This is a genomic window from Sodaliphilus sp. (assembly GCF_045598405.1).
GTDB classification, from domain to species: Bacteria; Bacteroidota; Bacteroidia; order Bacteroidales; family Muribaculaceae; genus Sodaliphilus; species Sodaliphilus limicaballi.
In genome coordinates this window covers 1-16,662 of sequence record NZ_JAZLLZ010000077.1, presented here as the reverse complement: position 1 = coordinate 16,662, position 16,662 = coordinate 1, and the positions used below count along the sequence as shown (strand labels likewise).

Here is a 16,662-nt window from a genome sequence, read left to right as displayed (position 1 = left end):
TCAAAAAACTGCTGTTCTTATGTCAAAAAAACTGCGTGTTACACTGAAAGAAATTAAAATAATTAAAATAATTTTTATTCTTATGTTCTTTTGTCAAAAAAAACTTCTTTTCTTTTGTCTAAAAACTGCGGGTTGTGCGGTTCTTTCAGTTTCTGTCAAAAAAATTATTTTCTCACACCACGCATTTGGTATCCGTTGTAGCGGTAGTTGTAGTACCACTGATACTTCTGTGAGAACGCAATCTCGTAAACATAGAAAGAGGTCACGTTGGTGCCGCTCCAGTAGTAGCCGTGGGTGTTGACATAGCTTTGGTCAATTTTCTCGCCTATGCGCCAGCCCGATGTGGGCAGGAAGATGCTGTTGCCGTTCTTGCCAGTGACACGGTAGCCAGGCTTGCCGTTAACGGTATCCCAGGTCCATGTGCACTCGTTGCGCAGTTCCTCGCATTCTTCCATTGAGGGCAGATGCCATGCTCCGCCCCAGTAGATGTGCACGAGGTCGAGGTCGGTGCCGCTGATGCTCTTCTCGCTGTCGTAGCGGGGGTAGTCGTCCTCGTTCTCCGAGTGGTTGCGGCCTGTGGGATCGCCCCAGCCGTAGTATCCACCCAGCACCTCGGGAGCAGGAGCGGCATAGTCATACTGGTCGATGTCGAGGTTCACAGCAGCCCACTTGGTTCCGCTGGGCAGACCCAGGTCAACAGCCTCGTAGTAGTCCTCGTCGGTCGTGAATTCCTCGATGGTGATGCTCTTGATCTCGTCGATGCGATACACATGCTTCTCACCGCTTTTCAGGGTGAGGATGGTGTTGTGGGCATCTCGCACGGCACGCACGCTCTGTCCGATGTAGCGGGCAGCGCTGAGCCACTCGTAGTAGTCGGGAGAGGTCTCGAGATAGTAAGCGTAGTCTGAGTAACCGGGGTTGGGGTTGAGTGTACCGCTCCAGTAGTAGCTCAGGTAATCACCGCCGAAGTTGCTTGAAGCAAAGCGGAAGCCTGCAGCGGGCAGGAAGATGCTGTTGCCGTTGGGGCCGGTAACGCGATAGCCGGTAACGCCGTTCAGTGTCTCCTTGGTCCAGGTGCATTTCTCGCGCAGCTCGTCTTGCTCGGCACGAGAGGGCAAGCGCCACTCGCCGCCCCAGTGCACGCGAGCGATGTCGAGGTCGGTGCCGCAGATGTCCTTGGGAGGATTCTCGCCGCCGTAGTATGACAGGCACTTAGCGCGGTCGGGCTCGTAGGGAGTCCAGCTAGCGTTGTCGGGCTGAACGGTCATGTTACCTGTGGGGTCTCCCCAGCCGTAGTGGCCGCCTTGTCCCTCGGGACCCTTGGCCACCTTGGTTGAGCGGTGAACGTCAAGGTTGGCAGTGGCCCATTCAACCGACAGGCCCAGGTCAACCGCCTCAAATCTCTGGTCATCGGGAGCAGGGTTGCTCTCTAAAGACTCGATATCTTCGGTATCATATTTCTCGACCGTATTATCGGTCTTGTTGATGTGCAGGACATATCGCTTGGTCTCGCCCATCGAGTTGAGCGAGAATAACGATACCGCAAGAACAAGAGTTAATATCTTTGTTTTCATGACAGTGTCTTATATTAGTTGTTCAGGATGAGGTTGATAATCTCATTGGCATCGGCTACATCGACCACGCCATCGCCGTTCACGTCGGCACGACCGCCATATACACTGGCATCTACGACACCCAGCACAACATTAAAGGCGCTGTTGGCATCGCTCACATCAACAGTGCCGTCACCGTTCACGTCACCTTTCGGGAACACTTGGCCACCTGCAAAGATGATCTGCTGCACATTGCCAAGGGCAAACTTAAACTCTTCGCTTCCCGATTTGAGAATCATCTCGCCGCCGTTAAATTTCATTACAGGGCGTGTGGTGAGGCTGTAAGTAGATTCGCCGCCTTCTTTGGTTTGAACAACTAGATTGTCTTTGCTGTAATCAGCCCAGGCTGTCTGGAACATTGCTAATGCTGCAAATGCTGCAAATAATATTTTTTTCATAATTATGAATGTTGTTTTATTTTTTACTGAAAGAAATTATTCAAAATTATAAGATTTTTTTACCTGAAAGAAATTAAAACAATTTCCTTTTGTCAGAATAAATCAAAAATCCGTAGTTTAAAATTTGTCTTTCTTTTAGTCTAAAAACTCTCACTGAAAAAAAATTATTAAAATTTCTTTCAGTTAATAGTTCTTTTAGTCAAAAAATTAGGTTTATTTGGCAGTCGCTTTTACGGCTCTTACCGAGCAACCATTGTAAACAGCGTTGTTTGACGTGCGGTTGAAGCCTTCGCCCAGGTTAAGTTCAACTGCCATCCAGTCAAGGACAGAGTTGAGGTCGCCACTCCAGTAGTAACCATACATGCCGGTGTGGAACACATTCTCCTTGTAGCGATAGCCTGCCAAGGGGAGGAAAATCGAATTGCCGTTCTCGGCAGTGAACTGAATGCCGGCCATGCCGTTGACGGTCACTTGCTCGTGCTTGAGCGTGAGCAGTTCTTCAAACTCGGCTGCGGTGGGCAATCGCCATTCGTCGCCCAACTGCTGGGTAGCGATGTCATACTGTGTGCCACTGATTTTCTTGGGGCGAGAATAGCTAGGATAGTCGTTCTTGTTGTCGCTGGTTTTGAGTCCGGTGGGATCGGCCCATCCGAAATATCCGCCGCACTCCTCGGGCGATGAAACGACCTTGCTCGGCTGGGTAACGTCAATGTTCACATTGGCCCACTTGACGCTCAGCCCCAGGTCCACTTCCTCAAGGGCGCTCAGCTGGATGGTGTCAAATGTGATTTTCTCCACACCCGAGCGGGGAATGCTCAGCCTGGTGCCGTCTTTCTGGGTAATTAAAATCGACCCCTTGCTATCTTGAGCCCACGAGAACAATGGCAACACGGTTGCAAGTAATAAAACAGAAAATAATTTTCTCATAGTCAACTATTGTTAGTGAGTTCTTGTCGGGCAAAGTGACATGCCCTCTTTTTGCGACAATTCTCTAAGCCGCTAGCAGTGGTGCGTGGCGGCCCAGAGAATCATTTATAATATACTCTTTTATAGATTATTTGCGGATGAACTTCTTGCCCTCGCTAGAGATAACGAGACCCTTAGCGTCGGCGTCAACCTTCTGGCCGTAGATGTTGTAGTAAGTTACGTTCTTAACTTCCTCAACAGCTACATCGTTGACAGCAGTGGGGGTGTCTTCAACTGTGAACTTAACAACGGGGAACATGCGGCCGGGATCCAGAACCTTGGGGCTGCCCCAGTTGCCGTAGCCGTAACGCAGGATGCAGTTGGGGTCGTCACCGCCTTCAAAGATTTGGGTAAGGTCCTGAACGAAGCATATATCAGTTTGGTTGTACCAGTATGATTCTGATCTAAAGTGAATGCGAAGGCCACCGCCTGTGTACTCGAAGGGCTCGGCCAACTCAAATCCAAAATATCCAGGATTATCATACGAACCGTTCACAACTTCAGCGGGATTTGCTGTAGAAGACTTACCATCATCCTTGTAAACAAGTGTCATGTCGTTGGTTGACTTGAATGTCAAGCCATCATCACCACCCACCGAAGTGTCATTGGTGTTTTCAAGCCAAATAGAGTAGCCCGCAGCGAAATCAGAATCACCGCCGTAAGCAGCATAAGCTATCTTTGAAATTTTACCAGCAGGAAGAACGCCCTGTAGATCGGCAGCTTTGTATAGAACCTCAGTCTCACTGCACTCGTAATAAGAGAACATGGGGCAGTTGTTGGCGCCATAACCGCCGTAGTTGCCATCGGCTGAACCTACTGTAACTTCTTTGTCTTCAGCAAACATGCTCGATGCTGCAAGCAACATCATACCAAAAAGTAAACCTTTTTTCATAATAAATAGTTTATTGATTAAAAATTAAATTTCAAAAAAAACTGCAAATGTATCAACAATCTATTTCAGCCCATCTTCGTGTTGACAATCCTAAGATTGACTTCAAATATATTATTTTGCACTGCAAAGTTAATAAAATTTCCGCAAATATGAAAATTTATTTAATAAATTACCGATATTTTTTTCAAAATGCTTAAAATCACACCTGATTTGTTTCACTTTTCAATTACCAACATGCGGCGATGCTGTGCTTCTTTCAACCTTGAACCGAGATTGAGCACTGATTTTTATCTATAGACACTCACACGAAGCGAATGTCTTGAATTGGTTATTTCTCGACAAGACGGTTTTCATTCATGCGCTTCATGTACTGCTGGATGATGGCTTTGAGTTTCTTCTCCATCGCAAGCTGGGCAGGATTGGAGCCGGCAAGGTTGTGCTTGAGAAGGCGGTCGCTGCGGTAATCATATAGCCCCACAGTCTTTTCGCCGTCAAACTGCAGCAACAGGTTGTCCTGCACTAGCTGATAGATGCCGTTGTTGTAGTTCACTGCCCACGAGTGCTCTGGAGCATGAAGCAAGTCTTTGCCGAACGACATAAACCTCTTGTCATAGCCCAGCAGGTGCAGCAACGTGGGGCTGATGTCGATTTGCTGTGCCACCACGTCGTCGCGCAGCTGCGGTTTGAGCGATCCGTCGGGGGTGTAGAAGATGATGGGCACCTCAAAGACACCAAGGTCGGTCAGGTACTCGGCACGCTCGGCATGGTTGGTGTGGTCGGCAACAATCACAAAGACGGTGTTGCTGTACCACGGCTCGCGGCTCACACGATCAAAGAACCTGCGCAACGCCATGTCGGTATATCGCCAGCAAGTGTTCATGGGGTGTCCGCTCTCATTGATAATGCCCTTGTAACGCTCGGGAATGGCAAACGGATGATGAGTGGTGGCACTGAAAAACGTTGTGACAAACGGCTGACGCATCACTTGCAGCGAGTCGGCAAAAAACTGCAAGAACTCTTCGTCCCATATCGCCCACTTGCCGTCGAAGTCGTCCATGCCATGATACTTGGGCGACTCGCAATACTCGTCAAGGCCGGTGTAGGTGTTGAAGCCTATCGCATGGGCAAAAGCACTGAATCCCATCGAGATGTTGTGACCACCATGGAAAAATGCGCTGTGATACCCCATCTCGCCCAACTGCCGCGACAAGCCGGTGATCTCATTGGTTGACGCGGGCGTGAGGAAGAACGGCTCGACAAACATGGGTATGCCGCACAAGATCGACGGCATGGCGTCCATGCTCTTGCGCCCGTTGGCAAAACTGTACTTGAACGTGAGCGACTGCGATGCTATCGAGTCGATGAAAGGCGTGTGCCCTCCTACCCCACCATTATAATAAGACGTGTATTCCTTGCCCAGGCTCTCCATGATGAGCACCACCACATTCTTTCCACGCAACACGGCGCTATCGCCAGGCAGCGGTTCCACGACGGGCGTGAACGTGCGCTCCATCTCGTCAACGGGCATATAATCGGGGGTAACGAAGGCCTGCTTGCCTATGCTGCGTATCATGGTAAACGGCGTGTTGAGCACCAGCGACACCTCGGCAGCACGGGAGGCATACTGGTTGGCATTGTTGATAGTAATGGGCATCGTGCCTGCAAACACGCTGCCCCTTATGCCCACTATGGCAAGGGGCACAGCCAGCAACAGCGCTGGCACCTGCACCCAGTAATACACCTTGCGGCTGTGCCACCACGTGAGCGATGCAGCGGTGTAGCATCTCCACAACGCCCACACCACGAAGGCAAACACAAGCACCAGGTACCAGTGGGACACAAACTCGCTCATGAATATCGACGTGATGTTGTCCTCGCGGGCAAACTCGCTGAACACGCTCACCGTGCTGCGACGGCCCGTAAACTGGAAATAGACCGAATCGACAATGTTGCTGAGCAGCGCCACAGCGTTGGTCGCCACAAAGAGCCACCGCAGCCCCTTGTGGAAACCCTCGCGCTCCTTGAAGTGCAGGGGAAACAGCATGAGCACCAGGAACAGGCTGTTGACATAGAGTATCGCCGTGGTGTCAAACACCAGCGACCCGCGCAGCATGGTCATGCACGACGTCCACGTGAGCCCAGGGGCAAACACACTCCAGTTCACCACGAAGAACACCAACCGGGTAAACATCCACATCACATAGGCCAACGCGAGATTGCGCGCAGCAGTGCACACATTGCAGTTTAGTATCTTTTTATTCAATTTCCTCATTTTATAAAGTTGCGGAACTATTCACCAAAAACTTTTTAGGACTCCCCGCGCAGATCTCTTCAATATAATCCATCCGTGAGATCTGTGAAATCCGCGCGGGGGAATCCTATTGGTGAATAGTTATTAACGATGCACAAAGTTACAAAAAAATGCCCAAACGTGACAATGCACTAACAAAAAAAATATCGACCAGAGGGGGATTGCTTCTGGATCCCTCGGCCGAATTCTAAAACTAAATCAAAAATCGCGCGTGTGGCTTTATCTCATGTGTCGGTGAGCAGGTATCGACTGGTAGGCTATCACCTTGCCGTCGGCATTGAAGTTGACGAGGAAGTAGGTCTCGACAGGTTCGGCGATTTCGCCCAGCATCTTGCGATAAACCCACTGCTCGCTGATGAGGTCGCCATTCTTGGTCTCGGGCTGGCCCAGCAGCTTCCTCACGTCGTTTTTGTCCATTCCCACTTCTACCTTTGCCACCTGTGTTGTCGAGCGTGTGGCGATACAGCTTGTCGCTGTGATACTCATCATAACTGCGAGTGCAATAATAATCTTTTTCATAGTCAATCTCTCCTTTTTGAATTACAAACATTAATAATTACGCTGCAAAATTACAACTTATGTAACCTTGCAGCTTGTAAAAAAAGGACATTGTAATATTTATTGCACAATATTGCAGCTCACTTGCGGCCGAAGTCGGCGGGAATCTCTCCCCACTTGTCGGTCTCCCACTTGATGATGCGGTTCATGGGCGTGTGTGTGTTGAGCCAGTGCTCGGCTCGGGCTATGAGTTCAAACACGCGTGCATTGCGCTCGGTGCGTTCGAGCTTGGTGTTGCACTTGCGGTTACGCACCCATGCCATGGCGGTGCGGCTGTCGCTGTAGATGGCTATGTGAGGCTGATTAGTGTTGTGGAAGAATGCCAGGGCATGCACCAGTGCCAGGAACTCGCCTATGTTGTTGGTTGCATCGGGGAACGGCCCCTGGTGAAACAGCTCGGCGCCCGTGAGCACATCCACGCCACGGTATTCCATCATGCCGGGATTGCCGCTGCATGCGCCATCCACGGCGATGCTTTCCTTGACAATCTCGGGAATGGCCTCATAGTTGACATGCACCACAGGGTCATGGTGGGCAATGGCACGCAGCAGCGCCATCTCGTCGTCGCCGCCATTGCGAAACGCCATCACCGCGTCTTCCTGGTTGTCAAACGCCTTGTAGCGTGCTCCGGGATAACCCTTCACACGAGCCTCGCACTCGGCCCACGAGTCGCACACTCCGGGTTCGGTGCCAACCCACACTACATACCACTTGCTTCGGTTTCCTGCCATCGGTTTGATTTCTTTTTTTTTGCAAAAGTACAAAATATTATTGAAATTTTGTGTACCTTTGCATTATTATGAACACTATTTTTCTCATCGGCTATATGGGTTGCGGCAAGACCACACTGGGCATGGCTCTTGCGCGCCACATGCACCTGCCCTTCATTGACCTCGACGACTACATCGAGGAACGCTGCGAAGCCACCGTCAAGGAAATCTTTGCCCAGGTGGGCGAGCAAGGGTTCCGCGAGATAGAGCGCCGCTGCCTCGACGAGGTGGCTGCAATGCCCGGAGTCATCGTGGCATGCGGCGGCGGCACACCCTGTCAGCCCGGCAACATGGAACTCATGAACAGCCGCGGCACCACCATCTGGCTCACCACATCGGCACAGCGCATCGCCTCACGCCTGTCGCTGCCCGAGCAGAAGGCTAAACGGCCGCTCATCGCCGCCATGGACGATAACGACCTGCTGGACTATGTCACCGCGCACCTGGCACAGCGCGAGCAGCATTATAGCAAGGCGATGCTCTCCTTCGACTCCACCCTGCTGGAAAGCATCGAGGAAATAGACAACACAGCACATGCACTGGCACGACTGCTCATGCAGGAGTGACATGGCATGATTATTGCTGTTACATTACCACATAAGGTGGGTTCTATTAATTATGTCGAGGCGATTTTGAGAGATGTTTTGAGGAGATTTTTGACATGAAGAGGGAGTGAAGCGGGCTTCATGACCGACTGAATGTCAAAAAGATACCAAAACAGGCTCAAAAGCGACCGAAATAAATAATAAACTTTTCTCATAATTAATAGAACCCACCATAACACACTGTAATTACTTTTTATCTATGTTTTCATTCAAGCGCAATCAAGGCACAATATCGGTGAAAAAGGAACTTGAAACCTTCCTCAAGAAAAACAACATCACTAGCAAAGGCGAGGTGGACAAGGAAAACGGCACCACCAGTTACGCATTCACCTATCAAGGTGGTTACTTCGTTGCCGAGGTCGATGGCGACGACAGCTTCGTCAGCGTGTTCTATCCCTCGTTTAAGGAGGTCAACACCAACCATATCAACGAGGTGCGTGCCGCATGCAACAACTACAACCAATGCGTGAAAGTGCTGAAGTTCTCTTACAGCATTGACGACAACGGTAACACCGCCCACATGCACATCGCATTCAGCGACGACCGCATCGACGACAAGTCGTTCTCCAACAAGCTTGCCGCCTGTTTCCACTACCACCGCACGATTTCGCAATGGATTGACGACTCCATCAAGGACACTGGCAACGACAGCAGCGACTGGGAAACTCGTCTCGCCAAGTCGAAACACAAGGATTACCTGATCGAGGAAGGCGAAATCAAGGCACAGCACGGCGCCCCTTTCACCTACCGCGAGAACGACACCGTCAAGTTCACGCTCAAGTTGTTCCTCTACACCACATTCGACCTGCAAGATGTCATCTACAAGAGCCTCACGCTGAGCAACAGCCAGGGCGTGAAGGTGCTCACCGACCACAAAGACATCGCCTTGACCTCCCTGCCAGGCCTCATCGTGAGCGATGATGCCTCGTCATGGACCAGCGAGTGCGCCACCGCCACGCTCGCCTACACCATGCCGCACGACGACACAGTGAGGCACATCTCCATGTGCGTCACCCAGGCAGGCCACGACAACATATCGCACTATGTGCGCATCACAGCCACACTCGTCCCCGACCCCGTAGGCCCCACGCGGCCACGAAAAGAACTGCCCCGCAGCACCTCGGTGCTCACCGCAGTCGACAAGACGTCGCCCAAGAAGAAAATGGACGAGGTGGACTACATGTGGAAGGAAACACAAATCAAGCATCGCGACGGCGAGCCGCTCACCGATGAGCAGTACCTCCTGTGGACCATTGACAACACCAACTTGGCCTACAACTACTACTGGGGTATGCGCTACTTCAACGAAGAGCGTTACTACGACGCCATACTCCACCTTGAGAACCTGTTCTTCTCGATTAAACCCAACTTTTTCGCCGATGACGGTCATTACCAAGAGCTGTTCTACGATGTGTGCTATCATCTGGGATTCTGCTACATGGAGATATCGAATCCCATCAGGGCATACTATTTCCTCGACATCGCAGTCGGTTCAGGCAATATAACGCATGTGATGGAGCACATCAACGTGCTTGCCAACACTGGCGACGCGAGAGGACTGGCTAGCATCGACCGCCTGGAGCAAAACGTGCAGGAAATGCTCAAGAACGACAATGATGCCGACGTGGATAAATGGAACAACTTGCTTGAATTCCTCAAGCGACGCAAGGGATTCTTGTTCATCGAGTTCAACATGCTCGACGAAGCCGAAGAACTCTTCACCAGCCTGCTCGACCACCCCAACAGCCACGACTACGCAATCCACGAGCTGGCACACATCAAGCGACTCAAAGAAGCACAAGAAAATCCTTGACGCTGCGCTACGATAACGATGACGATACGCTGCGCTACGATGACGATGACGATACGCAGCGCTACGATGACGATGACATGACGATAACGCCCCGGCAACTTTTGGGTTACCGGGGCGTTTTGCTATCTTGTTTCGCTAATTTTACCAGTGGTAAACGAAATAGGTGCGGAAATCGCGATGAGTGCTGAGCAACAGATATCCTGCACGGTCGAAGTCGAAATACAGCGTCTCATGCAAGCCGTCATTGTGACGCAATTCTATACGGTCGCGGCCATATTCATCCCAGTAGAAACGAGTACGCAGACCATCAGCTTGCTCATAGGCTCCAGTTCCGTCGCTGTAGAACACATAGCGATGCCACTCGCCTGGACGCAAGTCATACTCGCGGTCATACTCAACATAAGACACTGCATCCCAAGTGCCCAGGAAGGGCTCGTCATAATAAGGGTTATTATTTACACATGAAGTGGATACTGCTCCGAGTATCATTATTATCATCAGTTGGTAAATCTTCTTCATAGATGTAATATTTTAGGTGGTTTCTAAATTTGTTTGTCACTATTTGGACTACTAAAAACGCTTTTAGTTTAATTCCACCGCAAAGATAGTAAAAATTTGAGTAATTCACAAAAATGAACTAACTTTGCATCAAAATAACACAAGACATCCAAGACATGAACAAGAAAATACTCATCACCGGTGCCGGTGGTTTCATAGGCGGATTCCTCGTTGAGGAAGCACTCAAACGCGGACACGAGACATGGGCCGCAGTGCGCAAATCTACTAACAGGGAATTCCTGCAAGACCCTCGCATCAATTTCATCGAACTTGATTTCAGCGACAGCGACGTGCTCGAGAAGCAACTCAAAGAGCACATCGACGAGCATGGCAAGTGGGACTACGTGGTTCACAACCTGGGAGCCACCAAGTGTACCAACTACCTTGAGTTTGAACGTGTCAACAACGGCTACATGAGGACCCTTGTAGATAGTCTTGAATTTCTCGACGCCACCCCCGGCGTGTTCCTGCTCATGAGCAGCCTCAGCGTCATGGGCATGGGCGACGACAAGGGTTACACCCCATTTGGCGAAGGCATGGTACCCAACCCCAACACACGCTATGGAATGTCGAAACTCAAAGCCGAGCACTTCCTGACGATGAAGAGCGGATACCCTTACACAATATTCCGCTGCACAGGCGTTTACGGTCCTCACGAGAAGGACTACTTCCTCATGATGAAAAGCATCAAGCAGGGATTTGACTTCAGTGTGGGATTCAAAAAACAGATGCTCACCTTCATCTATGTCAAGGACCTGGCACGGGGGGTAATGGATGCTCTGGAACGCGGCCCGCTGCGCAAGGCCTACTACATGAGCGAGGACAAGGGTTACACACAGAAGGAATTTCGTGCCATCGTGTGCAAGGCACTGGGCAAGAAGCATGTGCTGCCCGTCGTGTGCCCGCTGTGGATAGTCAAAATTGTGTGCGCCATCCTCTCGTGGTATGGCAAGATGACGCTCAAACCCACCACGCTCAACAACGACAAACACAAGATACTCAAGCAGCGCAACTGGCTGTGCGACACCACGCCGGCACAGCGCGACTTCGGTTTCAAGGCGCAATACAACCTTGAACAAGGCGTCAACGAAGCCATCGACTGGTACAAGCAAGCCGGCTGGCTATAAGATCATAGTAACACAACTATACCCACCTAATTTGTTGAAACCCTACTATTCCCTACTATTCCCCACTATCCCCCACTATTCCCCACTATCCCCTACTATTCCTCACTATCCCCTACTATTCTTGGGATTTTTAGAAAATTTATCACACTTTTTGCTTGTTTTATCACAAATTATTACTAACTTTACATCTTAATATAAAAAATAAAATAATTATGACTATTAGAAAAAGAACCATACTGTCACTTATTGCGCTGTCTATCACTGCAATATCTTGGGCCGTACCGGCCAAGAGAATAAAAAACACGCACTTGCAGAGCGACGGCACCACCATCACCGTGCAGCTCACCGGCGACGAGCGCAGCCACTGCTACCGCACTCTCGACGGCATGGCTCTCTCCCAAGCCAGCGACGGCAACTTCTACTATGCCAGCAGCAACGTACTCGCCCACAACATGAGCCAGCGCAGCGCAGCCGAGGCAAGCTTCATCGCCGAGAACGCATCACTTCTCACCGGCGACCGCAACACCCCTCGACGCACCAAGGCAAAAGCTGCCCTCAAAAACGACGAGCCGCAAGTTCCGCACATGGGGTCGCCTCGCATTCCCATCGTGCTCGTGGGATATAACAACCTCAAGCTCAAAGGCAACCCCGAGGAGAACTTCGAGAAGCATTTCAACACCAACGAGAAGAGTGCCTATAACTACTTCGCCGACCAGTCGTTCGGCAAATTCACGCCACAATTCGACATCCTGGGCGTGGCCAACCTCACGCAAGACCGCAAGGTGTATGGAGGAAATGACTACTACGGCAACGACCTGGGCGTGGGCCTCATGGTGGGCGAAGCATGCGAGATGTTCAAGGATGTGGACTGGACACAGTATGACAACGACGGCGACGGATATGTCGATGTGGTCATCGTGCTCTATGCCGGCACCGGAGAGGCGCAAGGCGGACCCTCCGAGAGCGTGTGGCCATGCCAGTGGGACCTCTACAGCAGCGACTATGGCAAAAACCTCGACATGGGCGAAGTGATCATCAGCAAGTTTGCCGTGTTCAACGAGATTTACGGCTCCAGCGACAAGAGTTCGACCATCGACGGCGTGGGAACATTCTGCCATGAGTTCTCACACTGCCTGGGTCTGCCCGACTTCTACTCAACCAACAACATGAACTATTACGGCATGGGGTCGTGGAGCCTCATGGACTACGGCTGCTACAACGACAACGCCTACACGCCCGTGGGCTACACTGCCTACGAGCGAGACTTCTTCGGCTGGATGCAGATTGAAGATGCCGAGCCCAACAGTATCATCACCCTCAGTCCCGTGCCCGCTGGCGGCAAAGCCTATCGCATCGCCAACGACCAAGACCCCACCGGCAACGAATACTTCATCATCGAGAACCGCAAGAAAGCCGGCTGGGAAGAATACATGGCAAGCGATGGACTCATGGTCACCCACGTGGACTACGACGCAAAAGTGTGGAATGCCAACACAGTTAACAACAACGGCCAGCGCCAGCGCATGACCATCGTGGCTGCCGACAACAAATGCTCGCTCTACAACGAGGCAGGTGACCTCTACCCCTACAACGGTAACAACGAACTCACCGACAGCTCTACACCCGCGGCTCGCGTCTATACCGGCGAGGGTAGCGTGAAACGCCTGCACAAACCCATCACCGGCATCACAAAGAACAGCGATGGAACCATCACGCTCCGGTTCATGTATGAAGGAATACCCGGCGACGTGGACGACAACGGCACGGTTGACATCAAAGACGCTAACATCATCATCAACATCATCCTGGGCAAAGACTCGCCCGACAACTACGACGGACGCGCCGATGTGGACGGCAACGGCTCGGTTGACATCAAAGATGCCAACATCATCATCAACTCAATTCTTGGAAAATAACTAAAACAATAGAGATTATGAAGAAAATTTTCTTAACCCTCGTAGCGGCATTATCGCTGACAGCTGCACACGCTGTGCCGGCTATACCCACACCGCTCACATTCACACAGAGCGATGGTTCTACTATCACCGTGAAACTAGTGGGAGATGAGCGTTTCAGCACCTACACCACCACCGACGGACTCACGCTCGAGCGCAGTGCTACTGGCGACTTCTATTACAAGACCGCTCAAGCAGTGAGCAACATCAGGGCGCACAACCAAGGCGCACGCACACAGGCCGAGGTGACCTTCATCAACGCCAACGCTGCCGAGATGACCGTGCAGAGCATCGCACCTGCCAACATGGGAGGAAAGAACAAAGCCCGCAAGGCTCCCGCCATGATGGCAACTGCCGACGTGCCTCAGACGGGCTCGCCCAGGATTCCCATCGTCCTGGTCAATTACAGCGACTTCAAGATGAGATCCTCTAGCCCAGCAACCAAATTCAATGCACAGTTCAACACTAACAGCAAGAGCTGCCTGCAGTATTTCAAGGATCAGTCACAAGGTCAGTTCACACCCCAGTTTGACATCCTGGGTCCTGTGACACTGCCCAACACCCGTGCTTACTACGGCCAAAGAACATCTAGCAACAACGATGCCCATGTGGGACAGATGGTTGCCGATGCTGTTAAGCTGTTGCCCAATGTCGATTGGTCACAATATGACAACAACGGAGACCGCAAGGCCGATGTGGTTATCGTGCTTTATGCCGGCCCCGGCGAGGCACAAGGTGCTACAAGCAACGCCATCTGGCCATGCCAGTGGTATCTGTCGTCGGCAGGCTACTATGGCGACGGCCCTGGTGCAGTAACGATGGGTTCTACCACAGTAGATAAGTTTGCCGTGTTCTGCGAGACAGCAGGATCCAGCGATTATTCCACAACTATTGACGGTATAGGCACATTCTGTCACGAGTTCTCGCACTGCCTGGGTCTGCCCGACTTCTATGAGACAACCTATAATTATGGCTACTATGGCATGGGCAAGTGGTCGGTAATGTGTAGCGGCAGTTATCTGGGCAGCAACAGCAACACACCCGCGGGCTACACCGCCTACGAGAAGGAATTCATGGGCTGGATGACTATTCCCACCGCTGTGGCAAATACCAAATATACGCTCAACCCCATAGGTAATGCCAACGGCAATGCTGTAAAGATTTACAACTCACAATCAAGCAATGAGTACTATATCCTGGAGAATAATCCCAAGACAGGATGGTATGCTTATCAGGCCAACTCGGGCTTGATGGTGAACCATGTCACATATAGCGCTACCGCATGGAGCGGCAACACTGTGAACAACACCTCGACACAGCGCATGACAATTATCCCGGCTGATAATACACTCTCAACCAGCAACGAGAGCGGTGACCTCTACCCCTACAACGGCAACAACAAACTCACCGACACCTCTACACCCGCTGCTACACTTTATAACGGCACATCAAAATACATGGGCAAGCCCATCACCGAGATCACAAAGAACAGCGACGGTACCGTTTCGTTCTGGTTCATGAAGAACTATGTGAAAAACGTGCCCACCATCAACACCGTCAATCAGGCCGACATTACCATCAGCAAGTTCAAGGTAACATGGAACGAAGTGGAAAACGCAGCCACCTACACGCTTAATGTGACCGACGGTAACGGATACAACAAGACATTTGAAGATCTCACAGACACCGAGTGCCTCGTTAGCGACTTGAGCGCCGGCACCACCTATACCTGCAAGGTAAAAGTCATTTACACTGACGACACCGAGAGTGCATGGTCTGCTACACGCACTGTGACAACCAAGAGCAACCCCGTGATGGCCAAGGCTGCCGAGGAGAACATCGAGACCGACGCGTTCACCGCAAGCTGGAACCAGAACGCCAATGTCGAGTCCTACACGCTGCACTTGCGCCGCGTGGGCATGGAAAACTTCACTGAACTTCTCCACGAAACATTCTCTAAGTGCACAACATCAGCTCCTTCACAGAACATCGCGTCTTCAATCTCGAAGTACACCGACGTGAGCGGATGGTCGGCAGTAAGAGTATATCAAGAAGTGGGTGGCTTGACACTGGCAAGCAACTCGGGAACAGGCAACATAACATCTCCCGCGCTCGACTTCAGCGGTTATGACGGCAAGGTGGTAGTTAAGATAACGGCAGCTACTGTCAGTGGCGGCAATAACTACTCGCTCACCGTCTCGGCCGGCGGCGCTTCGGAAAGTATTGTTATCACCAACGAAAATAAAGCCGAACACACCATCGTCCTCAACACCGACGGAAGCACCAACGGCAAGGTAAGCTTCACTGCAATGGCCGGAAAGAAAGTGACCATCTATGACGTACAGATATTCAACGGCGATGCCGACGACGTGATGACCGCAGGCGCGCCCCGCAAAGCACCAGTGGTTAACGGCAACCAGGATGAGCAAACCATTACTGGTATTACAGGTAACAGCTATACCGTGACAGGCCTCGCTGCCGGTGCCGAGTACCAGTATCGCGTGAAGGCTATCTTCACCAATGGTAGCGAGTCAGGCTGGTCTAACGTAGAGACAGTGGCCCTCAAAGGCACTCCCAGCGCGACAGGCGACGTGAATGGCGACGGAACACTTGACGTGACCGACATCAACTGCATCGTTGCTACCCTCATGGGCCAGTCAAGCCAAGACTACCAGGGACGCGAAGACGTGAATGGTGACGGCACAGTAGATGTAACCGACATCAACTCTCTCCTTTCCATTCTGCTCGGACTTTAAGAAACAGATTAAAGGCGGGTTCTATTAATTATGTCGAGGCGATTTTGAGAGATGTTTTGAGTAGATTTTTGGCATGAAGAGGGAGCGAAGCGGGCTTCGTGACCGACTGAATGTCAAAAAGGTACCAAAACAGCCTCAAAAGCGACCGAAATAATCAACTCAACTTTAGCATTTGATAATAAATATTGCAAATTTATTGTCCGGCAGGACAATACCTGAATAACCCCCACCGCCGAACGAAGTGGCGGTGGGGGAAGAAATGCAACACGCACCGCGTCCAGCAGGACGCTAATCGGAGCAAATAGGTGAGACTCAAATGGTTTCACATGCTAAAGTTGAG

13 protein-coding genes are annotated in these 16,662 nt (G+C 51.1%); 5 read left to right on the top strand and 8 right to left on the bottom strand.

The window, feature by feature from the left end; all coding sequences use genetic code 11:
- Nucleotides 1–164: 164 nt before the first annotated feature.
- From ACKI3C_RS06220 to ACKI3C_RS06190, 7 genes are all read right to left on the bottom strand, one after another.
- Nucleotides 165–1,574, bottom strand: a complete 1,410-nt coding sequence (locus ACKI3C_RS06220) for a hypothetical protein (RefSeq protein WP_407403141.1) — start codon at nucleotides 1,572–1,574, stop codon at nucleotides 165–167.
- A gap of 14 nt (nucleotides 1,575–1,588) precedes the next feature.
- Nucleotides 1,589–2,011 (bottom strand): dockerin type I repeat-containing protein, encoded by a 423-nt coding sequence (locus ACKI3C_RS06215; protein ID WP_407403139.1) that lies wholly within the window; start codon nucleotides 2,009–2,011, stop codon nucleotides 1,589–1,591.
- Nucleotides 2,012–2,224: 213 nt separating this feature from the next.
- Entirely contained in the window at nucleotides 2,225–2,938 is a 714-nt protein-coding gene (locus tag ACKI3C_RS06210; RefSeq protein WP_407403137.1) for a hypothetical protein, read from the bottom strand.
- 127 nt (nucleotides 2,939–3,065) lie between these two features.
- Nucleotides 3,066–3,869 carry a hypothetical protein gene (locus ACKI3C_RS06205; RefSeq protein WP_407403135.1) on the bottom strand — a complete coding sequence of 268 codons (804 nt, stop codon included), beginning with the start codon at nucleotides 3,867–3,869 and terminating at the stop codon, nucleotides 3,066–3,068.
- A 328-nt stretch (nucleotides 3,870–4,197) separates the two neighbouring features.
- Nucleotides 4,198–6,141: an LTA synthase family protein gene (locus tag ACKI3C_RS06200; protein WP_407403133.1), complete on the bottom strand. Its 1,944-nt coding sequence runs from the start codon at nucleotides 6,139–6,141 to the stop codon at nucleotides 4,198–4,200.
- A 258-nt stretch (nucleotides 6,142–6,399) separates the two neighbouring features.
- A complete protein-coding gene (bamE, locus tag ACKI3C_RS06195; RefSeq protein WP_407403131.1) occupies nucleotides 6,400–6,699 on the bottom strand; it encodes an outer membrane protein assembly factor BamE in 300 nt (99 codons plus the stop codon).
- 119 nt (nucleotides 6,700–6,818) lie between these two features.
- Complete coding sequence (locus ACKI3C_RS06190; protein WP_407403129.1) at nucleotides 6,819–7,469, bottom strand: viroplasmin family protein; 651 nt, start codon at nucleotides 7,467–7,469, stop codon at nucleotides 6,819–6,821.
- A gap of 68 nt (nucleotides 7,470–7,537) precedes the next feature.
- On the opposite strand from ACKI3C_RS06190, the gene ACKI3C_RS06185 reads away from it, so the two are divergent.
- Nucleotides 7,538–8,074, top strand: a complete 537-nt coding sequence (locus ACKI3C_RS06185) for a shikimate kinase (RefSeq protein WP_407403127.1) — start codon at nucleotides 7,538–7,540, stop codon at nucleotides 8,072–8,074.
- A gap of 238 nt (nucleotides 8,075–8,312) precedes the next feature.
- Nucleotides 8,313–9,926 (top strand): hypothetical protein, encoded by a 1,614-nt coding sequence (locus tag ACKI3C_RS06180; protein WP_407403125.1) that lies wholly within the window; start codon nucleotides 8,313–8,315, stop codon nucleotides 9,924–9,926.
- Nucleotides 9,927–10,067: 141 nt separating this feature from the next.
- Here ACKI3C_RS06180 and ACKI3C_RS06175 read toward each other — a convergent pair whose 3' ends face one another.
- Entirely contained in the window at nucleotides 10,068–10,445 is a 378-nt protein-coding gene (locus tag ACKI3C_RS06175) for a hypothetical protein (RefSeq protein ID WP_407403123.1), read from the bottom strand.
- Between the two features lie 155 nt (nucleotides 10,446–10,600).
- Here ACKI3C_RS06175 and ACKI3C_RS06170 point away from each other — a divergent pair, with 155 nt between their 5' ends.
- The 3 genes from ACKI3C_RS06170 (at nucleotide 10,601) to ACKI3C_RS06160 (ending at nucleotide 16,322) form a co-directional block, all read left to right on the top strand.
- Entirely contained in the window at nucleotides 10,601–11,611 is a 1,011-nt protein-coding gene (locus ACKI3C_RS06170; RefSeq protein ID WP_407403121.1) for an NAD-dependent epimerase/dehydratase family protein, read from the top strand.
- Nucleotides 11,612–11,823: 212 nt separating this feature from the next.
- Nucleotides 11,824–13,527 (top strand): M6 family metalloprotease domain-containing protein, encoded by a 1,704-nt coding sequence (locus tag ACKI3C_RS06165; protein ID WP_407403119.1) that lies wholly within the window; start codon nucleotides 11,824–11,826, stop codon nucleotides 13,525–13,527.
- Nucleotides 13,528–13,544: 17 nt separating this feature from the next.
- On the top strand, nucleotides 13,545–16,322 hold the full coding sequence (locus ACKI3C_RS06160; protein WP_407403117.1) for a M6 family metalloprotease domain-containing protein: 2,778 nt from the start codon (nucleotides 13,545–13,547) through the stop codon (nucleotides 16,320–16,322).
- Nucleotides 16,323–16,662: the final 340 nt, after the last annotated feature.